We start from the raw sequence: 23,082 nt of genomic DNA, 5'->3' as shown, positions 1-23,082 counted from the left end.
GATCGAGTGGGGGAGTGCGGACCCGGAGGATGACAGTGCCCAGCCCAGGTGAAATAGTTTCAGCCCTGAGTTCTCAGCATTGCCCGTGATGAGGTGCTGGACGTGACGACGCGCAGCGGAGCCTAGCATGAAGATTCCCTACCCTGAACGATTTCTGTGGCGCGCCTCATGGTAAACTGGAGGTCCGCGAAAGGGGTTTGAAGAGAATATGAGTTTCGAGGTCGGCGACACAGTTGTCTATCCACATCACGGTGCAGCGACAATCCAAGATATCAAAAAACGAACCATCAAAGGTGAGGAGAAACTGTACCTCAAGCTCCAGGTCGCCCATGGTGATCTAGTCATCGAGGTTCCCGCGGAAAACTGCGATCTCGTCGGCGTGCGAGATGTCGTCGGTGAAGAAGGTGTCGAGAAGGTCTTCAACGTCCTCCGCGCCGAATTCGTTGAGGAGCCCACCAACTGGTCTCGTCGCTACAAGGCGAATCTTGAGAAGCTGCAGTCCGGTGACGTGATCAAGGTTGCCGAAGTCGTTCGTGACCTGTGGCGTCGCGAGCAGGACCGCGGCCTGTCGACTGGTGAGAAGCGCATGTTGTCCAAGGCTCGGCAGATCCTCGTTTCCGAACTCGCATTGGCCGAGAAGAAAGAGGAATCCGAGGCCGAGGCCATTCTGGACGAAGTGCTCGCGTCCTGAGTACCTGCGTCATCGTTCCGGCCGCAGGGTCGGGATCGCGCTTGGGCAGTGCAGACCCGAAGGCCCTCGTTCGGCTGAACGGGAAGAGCCTTCTGGCTCGCAGTCTTGAGACGATCATCTCCTCGGGAGTTGCTTCCGCAATTGTGGTCGCTGCTCCCGAGGAGTTTTTAATGCGTGCTCGCAGTGAAATCGATTCAATTGCAGAATCGACGCTGACGGATTCCGGAACTGATCATTCCGACATTTCAATCACAGTTGTAGCAGGTGGAAATGATCGAATCGAATCTGTGCAATTAGCCTTGAAATCCGCTGGTGCCGCAGACGTCGTTCTCGTCCACGATGCAGCCCGCGCGTTGACCCCGCCTGAGGTCTTCCGACGCGTGGTCGCAGCAGTCCGTGCCGGCGCCGAGGCGGTCGTCCCGGTCCTGCCGATGACCGACACCGTTCGCCGCGCCGAGACTCGACCCGCGGTGAAGTCGGATCGCGGTACCGCCGTGAACGACGGACCCTCGGCGCCTGAACCGCGGCCAGAGGCAAACGGTCGGCAACTTGTGGTCGAATCCAGTGCCGAGAGCGACCAGGAGTTACCGACTGTTGAGGTCCTCCACGGCGATCTTGATCGTTCGCGCTTGCGCCGGGTCCAAACGCCGCAGGGTTTCACTGCAAGCACCCTGCGCCGTGCACATGACAAATACGAAGAGGATCTCGCCTCCTCGGGGCCCGGGGCTGTCGCCGCGACCGATGATGCGGGACTCGTCGAGCGCCTCGGCGTCGATGTCGTTGCTGTTGACGGAGACGAAGAGGCCTTGAAGATCACATATCCGCTCGATCTTGTACTTGGTGAGCACATCGCGACGATGCGAGACGCTGAGGAAACCAAGCGGAGTGCCGAGGTGGCAGGTCGAGACGACACGATGAGCGCGGCGAGCGAGGCATCGGACAAGGCAGAGAGCGAACAAGGAGAGCGACGATGACAGTGGTGATTCCGCGTACCGGTATCGGTGTGGACGTGCACGCCTACTCCGAGGATCCCGCGCGTGAACTCTGGGTCGCGGGGCTGCATTGGCCCGGAGAACGCGGGCTCGAGGGGCACTCCGATTCCGATGTCGCCGCTCATGCGTGCTGTGATGCTCTGTTCTCCGCTGCGGGGATCGGTGATCTGGGACTGCATTTCGGTGTCGATCGACCCGAATTCGCCGGCGCTTCCGGGGCCACCCTCCTCGCCGAGGCTGCACGCCAGGTCCGCGCGGCGGGCTTCGAGATCGGCAATATCTCAGTCCAAGTCATCGGCAACCGCCCGAAGATCGGCACCAGGCGCGACGACGCTCAACGAGCACTATCTGCGGCAGCCGGCGCCGAGGTGTCAGTGTCAGGAACAACGACCGATGCGCTCGGACTGACCGGCAGGGGCGAAGGAGTCGCGGCGATCGCGAACGCTCTCGTCTACCCAGCTGCAAGCGGCGAGGCTGCGGCATCCGAGCCGGCACCGGCCGCGGAACCAGCATCGGCACCGACTCAGCGGTGAGCACGGCATGAAGGTCGTGTTCCAGGGTGCCGGGGCGATCGGCGCCGCAGCCGCAGCACTGTTCGGCAGACGCCACGAGACGGTTGTGGTCTCACGTTCGGCGAACCCGGGTTCTGAGGCTCTGAACTCGCCAGACACTGTGCGCCTGCAAGACACTGTGCGCCCGCAAAGTTCAGCACCAACGCGAGACACCGCGCGCCCGCGCGACGCGGCATACCCACGACGAGTGGGCTCGACTGGGCGAGAGACTGTGCGACGGGTGCCCGTTGTCGATTGGGCCACCGTGAGTTCAAGCTCGTGGGATCTTGTCGTGCTGACCACACGGCCAGGGGACCTCGACGAGCCGGTTGCAGCCTCTATTTCCGGGATTCGGCCGAGCATCATTGCGATCACCAGCCAGGTCGACGGGGACCGAGATATCGCAGTATCGATGTTCCCGGAGTCCGAGATCCTCGTCTTCTCGCCAGCACTCCTGTCGGAGAGGACAACTGGCCGCAACGCCCGCTACTGGCAGCCGCCCGCGATGCCCGTGTTCATGGCCAGCGGCCGTCGGGAGACCGTGCGAGGGCTACGGCGTGGACTCGGTGGTGGCCTCATCGTGGCTGTTCCGGCCGCTCTGCTCTCCGCTCCACCGGCAGTATTCATTCCCTACGTCGCGGAACTGAGTGTGCGCGAGGGCAGTTGGACCGCGCTGAGAACGCACCTGCGGAGGCCCACTCAGGCATCCGCCGAGGCCGTACATGCCGTCACCGGTGTGCGGATACCGATGTCGGCACGAGGAGCCGGGCTCGTCCTCGACGCACTGGAGCTGTTCGTACCCATCGACGTCGGCGAGTATGCGGGCCGACATTTCGCCCGCCATGAGGGGCAGACCCTCGACATGCTCAACGGGTGGGCCGGACAGATGGCTCGACGTGCGGCACGACGGGACTCGCAGCGAAACCCCAAGCGAAACGCAGCTCCCGCTCTGGCTGAACTGGCTCCCGCTCTGGGCGAACTGGCTCAGGCTCTGCGCTTGCGCGTGACCAGGTAGCCGATGCCGTAGAGCGCTGCGGTGAAGACCAGGGTGCCGATGATCTGGATGCGCACGGACTCCACGGTCAGACCGAGGATGATGATCATGGCGATGCCCGCCAGCGTCGCATAGGACAGCCAGGGGAAGAGCCACATCTTCAGCGGCAGTTCTTCGCCGGCGGCCTCGGTACGGCGGCGGATGATGATCTGGGAGATCAGTGTCACGACCCAGGTGACGATGAGCGTGGACCCGACGATGTTGAGCAGCACACCGAGCACTTTGGCGGCCCAGAAGTAGTTCAGGGCCACTGCCACGAATCCGAACGCCGAGGTGGCCAGCACCGCGATCATCGGGACGCCGCGTCTGGTCGTGCGGCTCAGTCCTGGCGGAAGCATCTTCCGCTCGGACATGGAGAACGCCATTCGGGAAGCACCATAGATGTTCGCGTTCATCGATGACAGCAGTGCGATGACGATGACCGCGGCCAGGAGAGAGGCGATGACGGGGAGACCAGCGGTGTCGAGGACCGCGACGAAGGGTGACTCGGCCAGCCGTTCGTCCTTCCAGTCGAGCACGAGCACGATGATCGCCACGGAGCCGATGTAGAGGAACAGGATTCGCCACACAATGGTCTTGATCGCCTGTGTCACGCTGCGACTCGGGTTCGCGGTCTCGGCGGCGGCGACCGCCACGATCTCGATCCCGCCGAAAGCGAACGCGACGACGAGGAGACCGGCCGCAACACCGGGGAGACCTGTGGGCATGAATCCATCGGCGAAGATGGTCTCGGGCGGTTGTGCCGGGGTCCAGCCGAACAGGAATGCGGCGCCGAGGACGAGGAACAGGGTCACGAAGGCGACCTTGATGAGGGAGAACCAGAACTCGAACTCACCGAAGCTGCCCGAGGTGGTGAGGTTGATCGCGGTGAAGATGACCATGATGGCCAGAGCGATGACCCATTGTGGGACCGACGGCACGTAGCTGGCCGCGATCTGTGCAGCGGCAGTGGCCTCGGCGGCGACGACGAGGCAGAGCTGGACCCACCACAGGGCGCCGACGGCGAATGCGGCGGCAGGACCCATCGCTCGGCCGGCGTAGTGGGAGAAGGCGCCGGGATTCGGGTCGGCAGCCACGAGCTCCCCGAGTGCTCGCATGACGAAGACGACGATGAGCCCGGCAACCACATAGGAGATGAGAACGGCGGGTCCTGCGGCCTGGACGCCGGCACCGGAGCCGACGAAGAGGCCAGCTCCGATCGCTGATCCGAGGCTCATCATGACAAGGTGGCGCGGCTTCATTCCGACTTTGAGGCCGGCTCCGCCTCCCGCAACATCAGGCGTCGGTGCAGCTGATGATGCGTCTGCGGGTTCGGGCGGCAGCGGTGATTGAGATTCAGGCACCAGATGATTCTAACCTCCGACCCCAAACGAAGAGATGCCGTGGTCGCAGATCTGCGACCACGGCATCTTCAACCGGGAAACTCAGGCGCCACCTCGGCGAGTCAGAGGTTTCCGACTCTCACTGGTGTGCGGCTCTCACTCTCCGCGTTTGATCCAATCGTCCAACGACGGCGCTTCGGCGCCGATCGAGGTCGGCTCACCATGTCCGGTGAGGACGATGGTGGCGTCGGGGAGCTTGAACAGGACGTCCCTGATCGAGGCGATGATCGTGTCGAAGCTCGAATGGGAACGTCCGGTGGCTCCCGGACCGCCGTTGAACAGTGTGTCCCCGGAGAAGAGGACAGGCCCGACGGCACTGCCGGCACCGGCCGAGGCTGGGATCGGCAGTCCTGTTTCGATGAAGAAGCAGGTCGAACCGGGGGAGTGGCCCGGCGTGTGCAGTGCCTTGATCCTGACCCCGGCGACGTGCCAGGTGTCGCCGTCGGAGATCTCCGCATCGGGCCGGTAGCCCTCGTAGGTCATGTCCCAGAGGATATGGTCCTCGGGATTGAGGTGGACGGGCGGGTTGCCCACGCGATGTGCGAAGTCGCGCACGACTCCCACATGGTCGTCGTGACCGTGGGTCAGCAGGATCGCTTTGACCTCACGCGCCCCGACCTTCTCCGCGATGGCATTGACGTCATGCGCGGGGTCGATGACGATGACTTCGGAGTCGTCGCCGATGATCCAGACGTTGTTGTCGACATCCCAGGTTCCGCCGTCGAGCGAGAACGTTCCAGACGTGACCAGATGTTCGATTGCCGTCATCAGAGCTCCACCACCGATCGCAGTACCTTGCCTTGACTCATCTTCTCGAATGCCTCCTCGACGTCGCCGAGCCCGATGCGCTCAGACACGAACTTCTCCAAAGGCACGCGTCCCTGCTGATACAGGTCGACGAGCATTGGGAAGTCCCGTTCGGGCAGGCAATCACCGTACCAGGAGGACTTGAGGCGACCGCCGCGGCCGAAGACGTCGAGCAGCGGAACACTCAGCTCCATCTCCGGGGTCGGCACGCCCACGAGCACCACGGTGCCCGCGAGGTCACGGCCGTAGAAGGCCTGTCGCCAGGTTTCAGGTCGGCCGACCGCGTCGATGACGACGTCGGCGCCGAAGCCTCCGGTGAGTTCCTGGATGGCCTCGACGACTTCGTCCTCGCTCTTGCCGCGGGTATTGACCGTGTGGGTGGCTCCGAGATCCTTCGCCCAGTCGAGCTTCTTGTCATCGAGATCGAGGGCGATGATCGTGCCGGCACCGGCCAGCGCAGAACCGGCGATAGCCGAGCAGCCGACGCCGCCGCAGCCGATGACGGCCACGGTCTTGCCGCGGGTGACCTCGCCGGTGTTGATGGCGGCACCGATTCCGGCCATGACACCGCAGCCCAGCAGACCCACGACAGCGGGATCAGCCTCGGGGACCTTGGTGCACTGTCCGGCCGCGACCAGGGTCTTCTCTGCGAAGGACCCGATGCCCAGTGCGGCTTCGAGCTCGGTGCCGTCGGGCAGGGTCATCTTCTGCGAAGCGTTATGGGTGTCGAAGCAGTACCAGGGTTCGCCGCGCTTGCAGGCCCGGCACTCACCGCAGATGGCGCGCCAGTTGAGGATGACGAAGTCGCCCACCTCGACGTCGGTGACGCCTTCGCCGATCTCTGAGACCGTGCCGGCCGATTCGTGGCCGAGCAGGAACGGATAGTCGTCGCTGATTCCGCCCTCGCGGTAGTGGAAGTCCGTGTGGCAGACGCCGCACGACTTCACGTCGACGACGACCTCGCCGGGTCCCGGGTCGGGGATGACGATGTCTGTGAGTTCGACCGGCGCCCCCTTGCTGCGGGAGATGACACCTTTGACAGTCTGTGGCATTGCGTCTCCTAGTGCTCTGGGCGGTGTGCTCAATGCGTTGTCAACGGCTGAGTTCGCCCGACGATGAGTTCGTACAGCCCCCACCCTAACCAGGCATGGCGCTCACGACCAGTGTGCTCACCGAATGAGAATTCAGGTCAGCAGGCAGGCAGAGCAAAGGAGGCGGCTCGACTCCTTTCACCAGGTGTCGAACCGCCTCCGAGCTATCGGATCGTCAGTGTGAGATCACTGCCTTTCGGCGGTGATCACTCCTGGTCCGGGTGCTTACGCAGGTGCATGATTGCGGCGATGAGGCCGCCCCAGACGGTGACCATGGCGATGACCATCATGACGATTGCTGAGGTACCCATCAGTGTGCTCCTCCGTGAGTGGTGTTTGTGCGATTCTTTTCGGCCACAGAATCGGCGACGGCCGCTTCGGCCGCGTCGAGTGTCTTCTGGGGCCATTTGATCAGGGTCAGGACGATCGAGGCGATGATGAGCAGTCCGATCATGCCCCAGCCGAAGGTGCCCGTGAGGACGGCTGGATACTCTTCGTAGCCTTCGGTCGAGTAGGTCATGATCTGGGTGATGAGCATGTAGATGAGCACGATGGTCGTGAGACCGCCGAGGATGATCATCCAGAGCCAGCCCACCTTGAAGCTCGAGATCGCGTTGAGGTGATCACGCAGGACAGGAAGTCTGCGGGCGATCCAGCCGATGGTGATGAGCGCGACGACGGCACCGCCGACGATGCCGATGTTGTTGGCCCAGGCATCGATCGTGTCGAGGACGTAGAGGCCGGTGACGGTGGGCATGAGCAGGATCGAGATGACCGCCATGATTCCGCCGACGAGCAAGGTCGACGCCCTGTCGCCGAGGCCGAACTTCTCACGCACGGCCTGGATCGGGACTTGCACGATCGAGATGATCGACGTCAGCCCGGCGAACACGAGGCAGGCGAAGAAGGCGAAGCCGAACAGCGCGCCTCCCGGCATCTCCGAAATCAGTGTCGGGAACGCCATGAACGCGAGTCCGATGCCGCTCTCGGCAACCTCGGAGACCTGCGTGCCCTGCGCCGCAGCCATGAAGCCGAGAGCTGCGAAGACGCCGATTCCGGCGAGGATCTCGAACGCGGAGTTCGAGAAGCCGACGACGAGTCCGGCACCGGTCAGGTTCGTCTTCCGCTTCAGGTAAGAGGCGTAGGTGATCATGATGCCGAAGGCGATCGACAGTGAGAAGAAGATCTGCCCATAGGCCGCGATCCATACTGCCGGATCTGCCAGCGCAGCGAAGTCCGGGGTGAACAGTGCGTTGATGCCGTCGAAGGCGCCCGGCAGGAACAGGGCCCGGACGACGAGCGCGAGGAACAGGACGACCAGCAGCGGGATGAAGATCTTCGAGAATCGCGCGATGCCGTTCTGCACACCGGCCAGGAGGATTCCCAGCGTGGCGATCCACACGAGGATGATCGGAATCAGGATGCCGGGGACGAACTCGAACGAGATGCCCGGGTCGCTGGCGTGAAGGAACGTCTCGGTGAAGAAGCCGGTCGCGTCATCGCCCCAGGCCTGGTTGAGCGAGAAGAACATGTAGCAGCCGGCCCAGCCGATGATGGCTGCGTAGTAGATGCCGATGAAGAAGGCCACACCGGTCTGGAACCAGCCGATGGGCTCGGCGACCTTCGACGCCATCCTGAACGCCAGCGGCGCTGAGCCGCGGGACCGGTGGCCCATTGCGTAGTCGAAGAACAGCAGCGGAATGCCAGCTGTCAGAAGAGCGACGAGATAGGGGATGATGAAGGCGCCGCCGCCGTTGTCGTACGTGATGTACGGGAAGCGCCAGATATTGCCGAGGCCGACTGCCGATCCGATGGCTGCGAAGATGAACGCGCCGCGGGTGGCGAAGACCTCCCTCTGGGGTGCTTTGGTGGAAGACATGATGTCCTTTCTGTCCAACCGCATTGTTGTGAGGCTGATGCCGATGGGGCAGTCTGCTGTGACCGTGCCGTCGGCAAGCTAGCGTACCGCTTCTGAGAGTTCGCCTCGTGGTGGATCTGGAGCGGTTTCGTTGACCGTCCACCAGCATAATGGGAAGGACCTGTGAAACGTGCCGTAAGTCACGTGAGCTGAGTAACAGTCGCGTATCAAATGTTGGACACCTCATAGTCGTCCTTACACCCTGATGTTCGCACAGGCGGCAACACACCGCCCGTCCCCGGTAGACTTGTGTGCGTGACTATCGCTCTGTACAACACCGCCAGCCGCACCACCGACGAACTGCGCCCCGTCAATGCCGGGCACGTGGGCATCTACGTCTGTGGTGCCACGGTGCAGGGCGAGCCACATATCGGCCACCTGCGCTCGGCCTCGGTCTTCGACCAGCTTCGTCGTTGGCTGATGTACCGCGGCTACAGCGTCACCTTAGTCCGCAACGTCACGGACATCGACGACAAGATCCTGTCGAAATCCGCCGAGGAGGGGCGACCCTGGTTCGCCCACGCCTTCAAATACGAGCGGGCCTTCACCCAGGCCTATGCCGCCCTCGACGTGCTGCCACCCAGCTACGAACCCCGCGCCACCGGGCACATCACCGAGATGATCGAACTCATCGATCGACTCATCGACGCGGGGTATGCCTACCCGGCACTCGATGACAGCGGCGATGTCTACTTCGCGGCCACCTCGTGGGCGGACTATGGGGAACTGACCAACCAGCGCCTCGAGGACATGGAACCCGCGAACGATGCGGACATGCGGGGCAAGAAGGACGCCCGGGACTTCGCTTTGTGGAAGGCGCACAAACCCGGCGAGCCCGGCACCGCCTCGTGGCCGGCTCCTTGGGGTCGGGGCCGACCGGGCTGGCACATCGAGTGCTCGGCCATGTCGACGAAGTACCTCGGCGAGAATTTCGACATCCACGGCGGTGGGCTCGACCTGCGCTTCCCTCATCACGAGAACGAGTTGGCCCAGTCGCGCGCGGCTGGCGACCGGTTCGCCAACATCTGGATGCATTCGGGCCTGCTCAACGTGGGCGGGGACAAGATGTCGAAGTCGCTCGGCAACTCGGTCTTCGCCTCCGAACTCTTCCACCGCTACAGCCCGCTGGCCGTGCGCTTCTTCCTCACCGGTGCCAGCTACCGGTCGATCCTCGAGTTCTCACCCGAGGCCATGGACCGGCAGACGGCCTCGCTGGACCGCCTGGCGAATTTCCTCCAGCGGGCCCGGCAGACGCTCGGAGACGGCGCACCCGCACTGCCCGATGTCAGCGACTCCTACCGCGGTCGCGGCGTCGACGTGCCCGCGGAGTTCGCAGCGGCGCTCGACGACGACCTCGGCGTGCCCCGTGCGCTGTCCGTGGTCTTCGCGACGGTCACCGAGGGTGCGAAGCTCCTCGACTCCGGTCAGGATCGGAGCCAGCTCACGCAGATCGTCGCCGAGGTGGAGCTCATGCTCGATATCCTGGGAGTCAATCCCAGCGCCGAGGCATGGGCTAAGTCAGGAACGAATGCGACGGTGGAAACGGCGCTGGATTCCCTCGTCGATGCGCTCGCCTCACAGAGGGCTGCGGCGAAGGCGGAGAAGGACTTCGCCACCGCCGATGCGATCCGGGACAGTCTGGCATCTGCCGGAATCGTCATCGAGGACACGGCCGACGGCTACCGCTACCACGTCAAAGACAGCTGACCCACCGCACTTCGCTCAGAAAATCTCTCCCGGTGACGGACTCCGGTTCGCCACCACCTACGACTCTTAAGGAATCACATGGCTTCCAACCCACGCTCCGGCGGCTCGAAGAAGGGCCCGACCAAGGGCTCCGGCGGCAAGAACAAGCGCAGCCTGCAGGGCCGCGGCCCCACGCCCAAGGCCGAGGACCGCGTCTATCACAAGGCGCACAAGACGGCAGCGGCCAAGAAGGCCTCCAGCGCCAACCAGGCCAGGCGCCGCAAGAAGGAGAACGGTCCGAACATGGTCGCCGGGCGCAACTCGGTGCTCGAGGCTCTGCGCGAGGACGTTCCGGCAACCGCGATGTACGTCGCCGGTCGCATCGACTCCGATGACCGTGTCCGTGAGGCCATCACCCTGGCCACCAAGCGCGGCATCTCGATGCTCGAGGCGAGCAAGCCCGACCTCGACCGGCTCACCGATGACGCGATCCACCAGGGCATCGCCCTACAGATCCCGCCGTATGACTACGCCGAGCCCCGTGACCTGCTCGAGGTCGCAGCCGACCGGGCCGAGGCTCCGCTGCTCGTTGCCCTCGACGGCATCACGGACCCGAGGAACCTCGGCGCCATCGTGCGCTCGGCGGCTGCCTTCGGCGGGCACGGGGTCATCATCCCCGAACGTCGTGCCGCTTCGATGACCGCCGCCGCGTGGAAGACCTCCGCCGGTGCGGCCGCCCGCATCAAGGTCGCCCAGGTCGTCAACCTGGCGCGCGCCATCGACGAGCTCAAGAAACAGAACGTCTTCGTCGTCGGACTCGACATGGACGGTGAGGTCGAGCTGCCGGAGCTGACCTTCAGCCGCGACCCGCTGTGCATCGTCGTCGGCTCCGAGGGCAAGGGCATCTCGCGTCTCATCGCCGACAAGTGCGACCAGATCGTCTCGATCCCGATCGCTGCGACCACGGAGTCCCTCAACGCGGGAATCGCAGCGGCCGTCTCCCTCTACGAAGTCGCCCGCACCCGCCGCGGCTGACAGCGACCAGCCCGAACTGAACCTCCCCGACGTCACTAAAAGTGCCCGGCGCCGGGGAGGTTTTGTGACATCGGGAGGTTGAGCGAACCGTATCGCGGCTCAGGCGTCCATGCTCGCGCGGTAGTCGCTGTCGCTGAGGGCGCCGACGCGGGAGTGGCGGCGGCTGTAGGTGAGGTAGACGACGAACCCGACGACCATCCACAGGCCGAAGACGATCCAGGTGGTTCCGCCGAGGTTGACCATGAGGAACGCACACGCCAGCGAGCCGAGGATCGGAATGACCGGGCCGAAGGGCACCTTGAATGAGCGCGGCAGGTCCGGACGCTTCACACGCAGGTAGATGACGGCGATGTTGACGAGGCAGAAGGCGAAGAGCGTGCCGATGCTCGTGGCATTCGCCAGCTCGCCAAGCGGAATCAGCGCCGCAGTGATCGCCACCAGGACACCGGTGACGAGCGTGCCCACCAGGGGAGTGCCGGTCCGCGGGGAGACGATGCCGAAGACACGCGGGACCATACCGTCGCGGGACATGGTGAGCAGGATCCGTGACTGTCCGTAGAGGACGGTGATGACGACCGAGAGGATCGCGAGGACTGCGGAGGCCGCGAAGATGAAGACCGCAAGGTTGGACTGCGTGAGCTCGTGGACGATCTGGACCAGGGGAGCCTTCGCGGTCTCGAACCACTGCCACTGCCGTGCACCGATCGCAGCCACGGCGACGAGCACGTACATGGTGGTGACGATGACCATCGAGAGGATGATCGCCCGCGGCAGGTCCCGTTTCGGGTTCTTCGCCTCTTCACCGGCGGTCGAGGCCGCGTCGAAGCCGATGTAGGAGAAGAACACACTCGATGCCGCGGCGGTGACACCGGCAGCACCCATGGGCAGCAGCGGTTCGAAGTTGCCGGCCTTGAACGCGGTGAAGGCGACGACGGCGAAGAACACGAGGATGCCGAGCTTGACGAACACGATGATCGTGTTGACGATGCCGGACTCCTTGGCCCCGCGCATGAGCAGGACCGTGGCGAGGAGGACGACGATGAGGGCCGAGAGGTTGATGACTCCGCCGGGGCTCTCGGCGATGCCGGGGCCGGCCGACAATGACGCGGGCAGCTCCAGGCCGAAGATCCGCAGCGTCTCATTGACGTAGTCGGCGGCACCGACGGCCACGGCGGCGACGGAGACCGCATATTCGAGGACCAGGCACCACCCGCAGACCCAGGCCACACCCTCGCCGAGGGTCGCATAGGAATACGAATAGCTCGACCCTGACACCGGAACCATACCCGCCATCTCCGCATAGCTGACAGCGGAGAGCAGGGCCGTGATTCCGGCCAGGATGAAGGCCAACCAGACGGCGGGACCGGCGATCGGAACAGCCTCACCGAGGATGACGAGGATGCCCGTGCCCAAGGTGGCGCCGACGCTGATCATCGTCAGCTGGAAGACGCCGAAGGTTCTGCGCAGACCGCCGGTGGACGCGTCCTGGGTGTCCTCGATCATGCTGGTGATCGACTTGCGACGCACCAGCTGAGTGCTCAGCCGAGTTCGTTCGGTCGCTGCAGGGGAGGGCACGTTGTCTCGAGCGGTCATGCGAATATTCTTGCACGTGCAGTCACGGCGGTCGCACGCGACTGCGTACGACCGGAGACTTACAGCCGCGGGGAGAAGCGACCGTCCTGAGCCATCCAGCCGCCGTCGACGAGCTGCGAATGTCCCGTGACGTAGGTCGAGGCGTCGGAAGCGAGGAAGAGCACCGGCCCGGCGATCTCGTGCAGCTGGCCCCACCGGCCCAGAGCTGTCTTCTCCGCGTAGGCGTTCCACCATTCCTCATCGGCCTTGATCTGCTGAGTCAGGGGAGTGTCGAAGGGCCCTGGCAGGATCGCGTTGACGCGCACACCCTTGGGGCCCAGCTCGCTGGCCAACGTCTTCGTCAGCTGCACGACCCCGGCCTTGGCTGCGGCGTAGAGACCCTGGCCTGGTTCGATCGCCAGCGCACGGAACGAGGAATAGGTGACGATGGAGCCGCGTCCGCGCTCGGCCATCTCGGCACCGAACCCGCGCATGAGACGGTAGGTGCCCTTGAGATTGATGTCGATGACCCGGTCGAACTCCTCATCGGTCGTCGACAGCAGTCGTTTGCGCACGTTCGCGCCCGGGGTGATGACGAGGACCTGCGCTTCCGGGTGAGCTGCGACGAGGGCGTTGACCGACTCGGTGTCGGTGATGTCCACGCGGGCGGCTTCGGCTCCCGGCGAGGCGGCGACGCTGTGCCCGCCCTTGCCTGTGCTGCCCGCATCTCCCTGGCGTTGGCTGATGATGCGCACTGTCTCCTCGGCGCCGTCGAGGTTGAGGTCGGCGACGACGACATGAGCACCGGCATCGGCGAGTCCGATCGCACTCGCCTGACCCAGTCCGGATCCGGCACCGACGACGACGGCGGTGCGGCCGCTGAGGTCGAAGAGCGCGGGAATCGAGGGGTTGTTCTCATTATTCGGCATGGAGTTCTGCTTCGCCGGTGCTGAATCTTGTGGGACTTGCGACATCGGAGGTCCTTCCGGGGTTCTGATCGAGTGGACGGCCATGATGGTGGTCATCGTGGACGGCGATCCTGGTGATCTCAAAGATATGCCCGCCGAGGCGGCTGTCGGGTCCACGTTCCACGTAATGGAATCCCGACCACGGCCTACCTTGCCCGAATCTGTGCAGCCGGAGGCTCAGAACTTCTGGCTGTCGACGTAGAGCGCTTCGTCGGGGAGGTTGGAGAGGTAGTCGACGATGAAGTAGGCGATCGCCTCCATCGTCGGGATGTCGCGTTGCCTGGCCCGGGACATCACACGCCGGTGTTCGACGAACTCGTAGAAGATCTGTCCCGGTTCTAACTTGTGCGTGAGGTTCTCCGGGATGGCGGCGATGAGGGGTTTGTAGACCTCGTTGAGCCAATGTCGGGCGGCCTCTTCCTCGCCGAGTTCGACGGGCAGTTCTCCCGAGCCATGGGCTCCGCCGGTGAAGCCGGGGGCGCTGCGATGGGAGTCGAGGTCGTTGAGCATGGTCCGCGCCTGGTTCTCGTTGGCGCCGATGCCGGTCAGGCGCAGGAGCCTGCGCGAGTGGTGGTTGGGTTCGACGACCTTCGGCTCGACCAGCAGGCTGACGCCGTCGAGGTCGGTGGTCACGGTGAGCTCACCCAGGTCGAAGCCCAGGTCGTTGAGGCGGCGGATGCGTTCGTCGATGCGCCAGCGTTCGTTGACGGAGAACTCCTCGACCCGGGTCAGCTCGGCCCACAGCCCGTTGTAGGCCTCGAGCAGGCGCTCCCCGGCGGCCAGGGGGTCGACCTCGGGATCGATGAGACCAGCGGCCTGCAGGTCGAGGAAGTCACCGGCGATGTTCGTCTTGGCGATCCGCAGATCCATCTGCCGCTGACCATCGGAGAGCTGATCGTGGAGCTCACCGGTCTCCGCATCGACGACGTAGGCGGCATAGGCGTCGGCGTCGCGCCGGAACAGGGTGTTCGACAGCGACACATCGCCCCAGTAGAAGCCCACGAGGTGGAGCCGGGCGAGGAGGACGGCCAGGGCGTCGACGAGGCGCCCGGTCGTGTCCTCGGCCAGGGACCGCGAGAACAGGGCGCGGTAGGGCAGTGAGAAGTCCAGATAGGCCGTCAGCAGCGCTCCGGGCAGCTCCTTCGCCGAGGTGGTGCTGCGGTTGGTCACATAGGCGCGCGGTTCGACCGTGGGCACGGCCAGATTCCCGAGCACGCCGAGGATGTCGAATTCGCGCAGCGCCCGACGGTCGTCGGTCTCCTTGATCGCGAGGACCTCCTCGCCGATTTCGACGAAGCGCACGACGTGGCGGGAGATTCCACGGGGCAGCCCGCCGAGGAAGTCATGGGGCCAGTCACCGAGCGGAAGATGCCAGGGCAGCTGTGCTATCGCATCATGATCGGCACTGTGGACCGCATGGATCTGCGGTGCTGTGGTCTCGGGCACCGATCAGGAGTCCACGTCCGAGATCGAGGCGACGAGCGCCTCGGCGACTTCAGGTTTCTCCACCCCGATCAGACGCCCATGGTCGAGGAAGGCGATGCGGTCGCCGAGGACCTTTGCGTCCTCGAGATTCGCTGTGGCATAGAGGGTGGTCAGCCCGAACTCCTGCTGCAGGTCCTTGACCAGGCGCAGGGTGTCGGCCTGGTGCTCGGGGACGAGGTTGACGACCGGTTCGTCCATGATGAGGACCTTGGGCTGACGGACCACGGCCCGGGCCAGGGCGATCGTCTGGCGCTGCAGGGCGGAGAGGTCGCCGGGCACATCGTCGAGGATGTCGCGCAGCCCGATCTTCGAGGTCACGGACTCCACACGGTCCCGGATCTCCTCGGCTGGGAGACCATCGACGCGGAGGGCGAATCCGAGGTTGTCGCGCACGCTCATGTGCGGGTAGAGGGCGTAGCTCTCAAGAGCGAGGGTGACATCGCGATCGTTGACCGCGGCATGGGTGACATCGTTTCCGTCAATGAGGATCGTGCCGGTCTTGGGGGCTTCGAGGCCGTGGAGCATGCGCAGGATAGTTGACTTGCCGGACCCGGACGGTCCGTAGAGGACGAGGAACTCTCCGTCGTCGATGAAGAGGTTGAAGGGGTGAACCGAAGGGGACACCGTGTTCTCGTAGGCGTGACTGAGGCCATTCAACGACACTGTTGACATGTTTCCTCCTAAAAAACTCGTGAGCAGCTGGTCGTCGGTGACCTGGCGGGGATGCTCAGTCATCCTCATCCTAAGCCGTCGACTGCGCCCGGTGACAGTCAATTCGACAATGCGTAGAGTGATTCTCAGCACTGTGCCAGCGCGCGGGCGCACAACTGGGCGAAAGCTGGGTGAGAAACCGCGGATCTCACGATTGCTCAACACATCCTGACAGCCCGACGGGCAGGCCCTCAGAGTGACAAGATAGTTTGTGAGAACGGCGTGTCGCATGGGTGGGAGACGCGAATTCTGAGCCGGCGGAGCTCGATGCGGCCCAGATCGCCGAGGTGGTCGCCGGGCAGGCTGACCCCGATAGACTTCCCGGTATGAAGGTCAAGCTTGACGACGTCGCCGCCCGGGCAGGCGTGTCCTTGGCGACCGTCTCCCGTGTCCTCGGCAAGCGCGGTGCCGTCGCCGAGGAGACCCGAGCCAGAGTGCTTGAGGCCATGGATGCGCTGGGATACTCCCGCTCCACCCTCCTGCACGAGGCGCCGAGGCGCTTGGTCGCCGTCAGCGCACCCGGGAACCCCGAATACTGGCAGGTTCAGGTCTGCACCCGCGTGGCCACAGCACTGCAGGAACACGGCCTGCTCATCACCCGACCTCCCGTCGAAACCGAGACGACCCCGCTTGAGGTCGCCGTCGATGCCGGTGCCGTTGCTCTCGTGACGCCGACCCTGACGAGCCTGCACACCGATATCCCCTGCATCCGCGTCGACGAACAGTCGGCGGTGGACTCCGATGATGTCAGCGGCGACATCATCGCCGCCCGCCTCGACCTCGGCGGGGGAATGACGACGGCCTTCGAACATCTCCAAGCCATCGGTCACCGCCGCATCGGTCTCATCTGCAACGACAGCGGTGAACTGGCGGTCCAGCTGATCAGACGCTTCCGGGCCGAACATCCCGCACGCAATTTCGGGGTCAGGCTCGATGACTGGATCGCACAGGTTCCGAAGTCCTTCTCCGGTGGTTCGCGTGCCGTCCTCGATCTCAAGGATGCGACCTGCACCGCCGTGATCGTGCAGTCGGCACTGCAGCTGCACGGGGCTCTGCATGGTCTGCGCAACCGGCACCTGCAGGTCCCACGCGACATGTCGATCGTGGGCTTCGGTGACTCGCCGACGATGAAGTTCACCGGTCCGCCGGCCACAGTCCTGGGCATCGACGTCGAGGGACTCTCGCAGGCACTCGTCACCGCGACACTGTCGACGCTGAAGATCTCCGGCGATGACCTCCAATCGGTCCCACCGGTGTTCCGGCCCCGGCTCTTGGCCCGAGCCTCAACGACGGCGGCGCGACAGTGAACTCGGCAGCCAACCCACCGTGCAGCACACCCGAGCCTGCTGAACACAAACACGTCGGGCTCGACACCATCGCCGACGCGGCAGGAGTGTCGAAGGCGACGGCCTCGCGAGCACTGCGCAACCCCGACTCGGTCTCCGCCGGTTCCCTGGCCAAGGTCAGGCGGGCCTTGGCCATCCTCGGCGTGGATTCGGGCACCCGGGAGACACCGCCCAGGCAGATGATCGCCCTGGTCAGACCCACCGTGGCGCCCGGAAACGTTGACCCCTACGCACGCCTCTTCGAGCTTCTGACCAGCAAAGTCTTCGCACAAGGAATCGCGGCCGTACACGTGGAGGCTGCCGTTGAACGCGCCGATGCCCTGGCCGAATCGCTGCTGGGCCCGCACGGGAGCAAGCCGCATGTGCAGGGTGCGATCGTCCTCGGCGGGGGAGCGGCCGGTGAGCTGGCGGCGAAACTGGCCGAGCGTGACCTGCCGCAGATCAGAGTCTCCAACGCCCGACACTCGGACGGCATCTCCCGCATCGTCCTCGACGCCACGGACGGAATCGCGACCGCCGTGCAGCACCTAGTCCACCTGGGCCACCGTCGGATCGGGCTCGTCGTGCTGCGTGACTCCGCCGCAGCCGTGCGCATCGCCGGGTTCCGCAAGTCCATCGCCCAGGTCCTCCACATTCCCGCCACCCGTGATCAGGCCCCCGTCGTCGAAGCTGCCGGCGGCACCATGGCCGGCGTCGCCGCAGCCGAGGAGCTGCTGGGCCAGCAGTGTTCGGCCGTCATCGCCTGTGCACCCTCGCTGTCCTTCGGCATTCTCGAGGCTGCCGGCCGCGCTCGCCTCGACGTCCCCCGCGATCTGTCCCTGCTCACGGTCGGGGACATGCCCGATGCCGATGTCATCGCCCCGCCGCTGTCGCAGGTCAGCTACGACTGGGAGGCGATCGCGGTGTCCGCGCTCAACGAGGTCAGAGCGATGATGGCCGATCCCGGCGCCGAGGTGGCCATCGACTATTCGGTGACCCCGGACCTTGTCCTGCGCGCCAGTGCAGTGCCCCCGCAACGACGCTGACAGCGTGTGCTTCGCAGATGAGATGGAGCCTGAGCCCAGGCTTCGTCAGGCCCGTGGCAGGTGTGCCACCTGCGCGCGGCGCTCGTTCGCCAGACGGGTGAGAAGCTCGGCGACCGCGTCGGGGTCCGTGATTCGCCAGGGTGCGCGAGTCGGGGCGGGTCCGACCTTGATGCTCAGGCTCGTGGTCAGGTTCTCGAGCTCGGCGAAGGCATCCTCGTCGGTCACATCATCGCCGAGGTAGAGGACCGCCGAGGGTGACCCGGCGGCGATGAGGGATCGCAGTCCATCACCCTTCGTCGCAGTCTTCACCGCAAGCTCGGTGATGTCGTGACCCTCGATAACGCGGATCCCAGGATATTCGGCCTGCACGGCGATGACATGGGCGTGCAGTGCGGAGGCGAATTCCTCGTCGAGGCCGCGCGTGTGCACCGTGCGTGAGAACGGCTTCCGCTCCACCCTCACCTCGGTGTCTGAACCTGTCCGCATGTCCGACCCAGTCTGTATGTCCGAGCCCGACCGTACCTCCGAGCCTGACCCCGCGGACAGGTCGAGTTCGAAGGACTCGATGTGGGCGTCGATGGCGGTGAGCATCTGCTGTTCCTCGGTGCTGACCTCAGGTGACGTCATCGACACCTCGGGGACAGACGAGGAGCCCAGCTCCACCTCGGCGCCGTGCGAACCCACCAGCCACACGCCGACAGGCGGGTCGGCAAGCCGACGCAGGGTGGTGACGTCGCGTCCAGAGACCAGAGCCACCCGGGTCGCGGGCAGGATGCTGAGGCCAGCGATCGCCTGCGCCGACTCCGGGAGCATCCGGGACAGCTCGGGATTGTCCTGCAGCGGGGCGAGGACACCGTCGAAGTCGAGAGCGATGAGAGCCGAATCGGCGCCGGTGAGCTGCCCAAGGTCGAGGGCGTCCGAGGGAGTGTATTCGGGAGTCGACTGTGGTGACGAATCCGCTGTCACTGACGATCCTCACCAGGTGCATGTGTAACGGTGGAGGTGACGCGATCCGAGGCCGTCGTCGACCGCTCGGGCAGGGCGGCGGGACGGGCGGGGATGATCGCCTCCGGGTTCGTGTGAATGGCCTCGAGTTCGGCGAGGAACTTCTTCGACCAGATGCTCACGGTGTCCGTAGCGATCTTCTTGCGCATCTGCCTCATCCGCCGTGAACGCGTCTTCTCATCCATCTGCACGGCGTCGAGGATGCCGGCCTTGAGGTCGCCGATGTCGTGCGGGTTGACCATCACGGCGCTCTTGAGCTGGTCGGCGGCCCCGGTGAATTCGGAGAGCACGAGGGCTCCGTCATCACGCCTGCGGCAGGCCACATACTCTTTGGCCACGAGGTTCATCCCGTCGCGCAGGGCGGTCACGAGCATGACGTCGGCGGCGAGGAAGAACGCCGTCATCTCATCGCGCGGATAGGAATGGTGGAGGTAGTGGACGGCGATGGACCCGACTTCGGCCTGCTCGCCGTTGATCCGCCCGACCGCCAGCTCCACGTCGTGACGGATGATCTTGTACTGTTCGAGCCGCTCCCGCGACGGGGTCGCGATCTGGATCAGGACGACATCCTCGACGTCGAGCTTGCCCTCGGCCAGCAGCTCCCCGAACGCCTTGAGACGGTGCCGGATGCCCTTCGTGTAGTCCATCCGGTCGACGCCGAGCATGATGACCTTCGGATTGCCGACCTCTTCGCGGATCTGCCGGGCTCGCTCGATGATCTTCGGATCACGCGCCAGCTCCTCGAGGTACGGGGTGTCGATGGAGATGGGGAAGGCCTCGGCGCGCACGATGTGCTCCGGCAGGAAATCACCTGCCGGGACGTTGACGGTTGAGCCCTTCGTCGTGAAGTTGAGACGCCCACGCACAGCACGTCGGAAGTTCGCGGCATCGGCCGGACGCTGGAATCCCACGAGGTCCGCGCCGAGGAGGCCGCGCAGGATCTCGTCGCGCCAGGGCAGCTGGGCGAAGAGCTCGAACGGCGGGAAGGGAATGTGGTTGAAGAACCCGATCGCCAGGTCCGGTCGCATCCGTCGCACCAGCTGCGGAACCAGCTGGAGCTGATAGTCATGGACCCAGACGGTTGCACCCTCAGCAGCCACCTCGGCGACCTTGGCCGCGAAGCGCTCATTGACTCGCACATACGAGTCCCACCAGGTGCGGTGGAACTCGGGAGGAACGATCACATCGTGATAGAGAGGCCAGAGAGTTGCATTGGAGAATCCTTCATAATATTTGAGGACATCCTCACTCGTGAGGGTGACGGGAACCAGATGCATGCCGTCGATGGTGAACGGGTCGAAATCAACATCGGGCACCCCGGTCCAGCCGATCCACGCACCCTCCTGAGACTTCATCACCGGAGCCACGGCAGTGACCAAACCCCCAGGTGAGGTACGCCATCCTTGGCTTGTCTCGGCTGGGTCCCGGTCCACGGGCAGTCGGTTTGCGACAACAACGAAATCGCTGTCGCCATACGGAGATGCGGTAGTGGTTTCGGCAGAGTTGACGGTGTTCATCTGCGCCTCCTCCTGTGTCGGTCCTTGGAACGAACTGTACTCGCTCGACTACGCTTGGGAGGGTGATGGATCAGGATCTGGGAGGCTACCGCCTCATCGAGGAGCTCGGCTCGGGCGGCATGGGTGTCGTCTACCTCGGTGTCGACGGCGGAAACAACCCTGTCGCCGTCAAGGTTCTCCACCCTCACATCGCCAATGATGAGACCGCTCGCAAACGCCTCGGACGCGAGGTCAGGACGTTGCGGAGGATCAAACATCCCCGAATCGCCGAGGTGCTCGACGCGGAGCTCGAATCCTCTCAGCCCTTCATCATCACCGAGTTCGTTGATGGGCAGACGCTGTCCGATGATGTCAGGGACCACGGTCCCTTCGCCGAGGATGAGCTCGTCCATTTCGGCCACGCCCTCCTCGATGCCCTCAACGCCGTGCACGAATCCGGTGTCATCCACCGCGACCTCAAACCAGCGAACGTCATGATCATGGACGGCGAACCGATGGTCATCGACTTCGGCATCGCCCAGGTCGCCGACGAAGTGCGAGTGACCGCGACCGGCCTCGTGATGGGAACACCCGGCTACCTGTCACCGGAGATCGCCGATGGCAAGACCTCAAGTGAGAAGACCGACTGGTGGGGGTGGGCCGCGACCATGGCCTACGCCGCCACCGGCCGCAATCCCTACGGTTCGGGGCCTCTCGAGGCGGTGCTGGGGCGAGTGGCCATGGGCAAATTCGACCTCGACAATGCGCCCCGCAACTTCGTTCCCCTCATCGCGGCCTGCCTCGACCCGAAGCCCGAACGCAGGCCGAGCGGCCAGATGATCCTCGATGCCCTCGTCGACATCGAATCCGGACGCGAACCGCAGCTGGGATCCGGACCCGCAGCCGGGGCCTCGAACCAGGCATCCCCGACGGGCACGGCGCGGATGCCTGCAGTCGACGGCGGTGGAGGCAATGGGTCAGGCTATGGCGGAGCTGCCGCTTTTGGTGCTGCAGGTGCTGCCGCCGGTGGTGCCGCAGCGGGCGCAGCCGCGGGCTACGGTGCTGCCGGATTTGACGGTTCAGGCTATGGTGCAACCGGCCATGGCTCACCCCGTGGCGGCTACCCGGGGTCGGGTCCCGGCGGGACGAACCCGCAGGGATACCCACAGCCGGGTTACTCCCCACACGGCCAGCCAGGGCAAGGCCAGCGTCCGCAGGCCCAACCGTTGCAGGGCCAGCCAGTGCAGGGCCAACCGGTGCAAGGTCAGCAGCCGCAGGCCCGCTCCGGGATGATGCCCGGTGGGCAGGGGAGTCCGCCCACAATGGCCCCAGGCCCGATGAACCGGGGCACGGCACCTCCCGTGCGCAACCCCAACGGCGGCATCCAAGCCGCTCCCGGTTCAGCGATGGCCGGGACCAACCTCGGCGGGGCAGGGTATGGACTCGCCGGACCACCTGCTGCTCGCGGCGGACCACCAGCTGGTCAGGGGACTGCCCGACCCGATTCCAACGGCACCGGAGTCCAAGGCGGACAGCAGAGCCGACCTGTCCAGCCGGGCCAGCCCGGCTATGGCTGGGCACCGATGACCTATCGGACGGTCCGGACCGGCGGGTGGGTGGTCTTCGGCCTCATCCTGCTGGCCATCGCGATCATGCCGCTGGGCCCGCTGCTCGTGACACTCCTCGTGTTCCTGTGGTCGATCCTGGCGCGGACCGGCACACGACTGGATCGCAAGGCCCAGAAGCACCGGTTCGAACGCGGAACCGACGGCGGAGGAGTTCTGCGCTCACTCGCCTCGGCGCCGGCCGCGATCCTCGCTTCGGTGCTGACCTCGATCGCGACTCTCATCCTGCCGGCGATCGCGGGTATCGCGATGCTCGTGCTGACCCGACTCGACATCGCGGGAATCGTGCCCAGCGGATACTCGGAGCAGTGGTCGGTGTGGGCCGCCGGTGCCGCGGGTGCCCTCGTGCTGTGGCTGGGTCCGGGCGCGGGCAGCCTGCGCTACGGATCACGGCTCATGGTCTCCGGGGTGACACGCAACCACCTGGGCAGGCTCATCGCACTGTCGGCGATCGCGCTTCTCATCATCATCGGCATCATGGCTGTTCAGTCCGGATCCGGGATGTCCTGGTGGCCGCTGACGTCGAACCCTTTCACCTATCTTCCGGACCCGGTGTAGTTGATTCTTGAATTTCACTGGGAGTCGGGCCACCACCTGTTTGGGTAAGGTGGGACGGTCGGGACTCGTATATCGACCCGATTC

20 protein-coding genes are annotated in these 23,082 nt (G+C 64.9%); 9 read left to right on the top strand and 11 right to left on the bottom strand.

From position 1 onward, the window contains the following. The first annotated feature begins 208 nt into the window (after window positions 1–208). From CXR25_RS15845 to CXR25_RS15830, 4 genes are read left to right on the top strand one after another with little or no spacing between them, the layout of a single operon-like run. Window positions 209–691, top strand: coding sequence for a CarD family transcriptional regulator (locus CXR25_RS15845; RefSeq protein WP_009883639.1), 483 nt, complete (start codon window positions 209–211; stop codon window positions 689–691). Continuing rightward, window positions 628–1,665 (top strand): IspD/TarI family cytidylyltransferase, encoded by a 1,038-nt coding sequence (locus CXR25_RS15840; RefSeq protein WP_307722854.1) that lies wholly within the window; start codon window positions 628–630, stop codon window positions 1,663–1,665. The genes CXR25_RS15845 and CXR25_RS15840 overlap by 64 nt, the downstream gene beginning before the upstream one ends. Continuing rightward, on the top strand, window positions 1,662–2,216 hold the full coding sequence (ispF, locus tag CXR25_RS15835) for a 2-C-methyl-D-erythritol 2,4-cyclodiphosphate synthase (protein WP_069600877.1): 555 nt from the start codon (window positions 1,662–1,664) through the stop codon (window positions 2,214–2,216). Before CXR25_RS15840 ends, ispF begins: the two co-directional genes overlap by 4 nt. 7 nt (window positions 2,217–2,223) lie before the next feature. Then, window positions 2,224–3,249, top strand: a complete 1,026-nt coding sequence (locus CXR25_RS15830; protein WP_101597856.1) for a hypothetical protein — start codon at window positions 2,224–2,226, stop codon at window positions 3,247–3,249. On the opposite strand, the gene CXR25_RS15825 is transcribed toward CXR25_RS15830, so the two are convergent. The 5 genes from CXR25_RS15825 to CXR25_RS15805 form a co-directional block, all read right to left on the bottom strand. Further along, window positions 3,219–4,529, bottom strand: coding sequence for an amino acid permease (locus CXR25_RS15825; RefSeq protein ID WP_096146329.1), 1,311 nt, complete (start codon window positions 4,527–4,529; stop codon window positions 3,219–3,221). The two genes, CXR25_RS15830 and CXR25_RS15825, sit on opposite strands and share 31 nt — an antisense overlap. A gap of 237 nt (window positions 4,530–4,766) precedes the next feature. After that, window positions 4,767–5,438, bottom strand: coding sequence for an MBL fold metallo-hydrolase (locus CXR25_RS15820; protein WP_069600874.1), 672 nt, complete (start codon window positions 5,436–5,438; stop codon window positions 4,767–4,769). Beyond that, window positions 5,438–6,529: an S-(hydroxymethyl)mycothiol dehydrogenase gene (locus CXR25_RS15815; protein WP_069600873.1), complete on the bottom strand. Its 1,092-nt coding sequence runs from the start codon at window positions 6,527–6,529 to the stop codon at window positions 5,438–5,440. The genes CXR25_RS15820 and CXR25_RS15815 overlap by 1 nt, the downstream gene beginning before the upstream one ends. Window positions 6,530–6,774: 245 nt before the next feature. Then, a complete protein-coding gene (locus CXR25_RS15810; protein WP_083248838.1) occupies window positions 6,775–6,879 on the bottom strand; it encodes a methionine/alanine import family NSS transporter small subunit in 105 nt (34 codons plus the stop codon). Beyond that, window positions 6,879–8,447 (bottom strand): sodium-dependent transporter, encoded by a 1,569-nt coding sequence (locus CXR25_RS15805; RefSeq protein WP_069600872.1) that lies wholly within the window; start codon window positions 8,445–8,447, stop codon window positions 6,879–6,881. The genes CXR25_RS15810 and CXR25_RS15805 overlap by 1 nt, the downstream gene beginning before the upstream one ends. A 294-nt stretch (window positions 8,448–8,741) precedes the next feature. On the opposite strand from CXR25_RS15805, the gene cysS reads away from it, so the two are divergent. Together cysS and rlmB are read left to right on the top strand one after the other, a co-directional pair. Continuing rightward, window positions 8,742–10,193, top strand: coding sequence for a cysteine--tRNA ligase (gene cysS / locus CXR25_RS15800; protein WP_096178544.1), 1,452 nt, complete (start codon window positions 8,742–8,744; stop codon window positions 10,191–10,193). A 78-nt stretch (window positions 10,194–10,271) separates the two neighbouring features. Next, entirely contained in the window at window positions 10,272–11,207 is a 936-nt protein-coding gene (rlmB, locus tag CXR25_RS15795; protein WP_009884462.1) for a 23S rRNA (guanosine(2251)-2'-O)-methyltransferase RlmB, read from the top strand. Between the two features lie 99 nt (window positions 11,208–11,306). Here the strand turns inward: rlmB and CXR25_RS15790 are convergent, their stop codons facing one another. The 4 genes from CXR25_RS15790 to CXR25_RS15775 all read right to left on the bottom strand — a co-directional run bounded on the left by CXR25_RS15790 (window position 11,307) and on the right by CXR25_RS15775 (window position 15,967). Next, window positions 11,307–12,800 carry an amino acid permease gene (locus CXR25_RS15790; RefSeq protein ID WP_096157551.1) on the bottom strand — a complete coding sequence of 498 codons (1,494 nt, stop codon included), beginning with the start codon at window positions 12,798–12,800 and terminating at the stop codon, window positions 11,307–11,309. Window positions 12,801–12,859: 59 nt separating this feature from the next. Continuing rightward, the gene (locus tag CXR25_RS15785; protein WP_226823655.1) at window positions 12,860–13,753 is read right to left on the bottom strand and encodes an SDR family NAD(P)-dependent oxidoreductase; all 894 of its coding nucleotides are present in this window, start codon (window positions 13,751–13,753) and stop codon (window positions 12,860–12,862) included. Between the two features lie 171 nt (window positions 13,754–13,924). Beyond that, complete coding sequence (locus tag CXR25_RS15780; protein ID WP_096159734.1) at window positions 13,925–15,193, bottom strand: DUF4032 domain-containing protein; 1,269 nt, start codon at window positions 15,191–15,193, stop codon at window positions 13,925–13,927. Between the two features lie 3 nt (window positions 15,194–15,196). Then, window positions 15,197–15,967 carry an ABC transporter ATP-binding protein gene (locus CXR25_RS15775; RefSeq protein ID WP_096157550.1) on the bottom strand — a complete coding sequence of 257 codons (771 nt, stop codon included), beginning with the start codon at window positions 15,965–15,967 and terminating at the stop codon, window positions 15,197–15,199. A gap of 302 nt (window positions 15,968–16,269) precedes the next feature. On the opposite strand from CXR25_RS15775, the gene CXR25_RS15770 reads away from it, so the two are divergent. Beyond that, the gene (locus tag CXR25_RS15770; RefSeq protein ID WP_029417503.1) at window positions 16,270–17,250 is read left to right on the top strand and encodes a LacI family DNA-binding transcriptional regulator; all 981 of its coding nucleotides are present in this window, start codon (window positions 16,270–16,272) and stop codon (window positions 17,248–17,250) included. After that, window positions 17,247–18,314, top strand: a complete 1,068-nt coding sequence (locus CXR25_RS15765) for a LacI family DNA-binding transcriptional regulator (RefSeq protein ID WP_096178550.1) — start codon at window positions 17,247–17,249, stop codon at window positions 18,312–18,314. The genes CXR25_RS15770 and CXR25_RS15765 overlap by 4 nt, the downstream gene beginning before the upstream one ends. Window positions 18,315–18,359: 45 nt before the next feature. Here CXR25_RS15765 and CXR25_RS15760 read toward each other — a convergent pair whose 3' ends face one another. Further along, window positions 18,360–19,280, bottom strand: a complete 921-nt coding sequence (locus tag CXR25_RS15760; protein WP_009884469.1) for a trehalose-phosphatase — start codon at window positions 19,278–19,280, stop codon at window positions 18,360–18,362. Beyond that, the gene (locus tag CXR25_RS15755) at window positions 19,277–20,836 is read right to left on the bottom strand and encodes an alpha,alpha-trehalose-phosphate synthase (UDP-forming) (RefSeq protein WP_081448626.1); all 1,560 of its coding nucleotides are present in this window, start codon (window positions 20,834–20,836) and stop codon (window positions 19,277–19,279) included. Before CXR25_RS15755 ends, CXR25_RS15760 begins: the two co-directional genes overlap by 4 nt. A gap of 65 nt (window positions 20,837–20,901) precedes the next feature. On the opposite strand from CXR25_RS15755, the gene CXR25_RS15750 reads away from it, so the two are divergent. Continuing rightward, on the top strand, window positions 20,902–22,998 hold the full coding sequence (locus CXR25_RS15750) for a serine/threonine-protein kinase (RefSeq protein ID WP_009884471.1): 2,097 nt from the start codon (window positions 20,902–20,904) through the stop codon (window positions 22,996–22,998). Window positions 22,999–23,082 lie beyond the last annotated feature (84 nt).

Origin of the sequence: Brevibacterium aurantiacum, from assembly GCF_003932995.1 — a bacterium.
In the GTDB taxonomy this organism is placed as follows: domain Bacteria; phylum Actinomycetota; class Actinomycetes; order Actinomycetales; family Brevibacteriaceae; genus Brevibacterium; species Brevibacterium aurantiacum.
The sequence above is the reverse complement of the archived record's forward strand: the minus strand, read 5'-3'. Positions and strand labels throughout refer to the sequence as shown.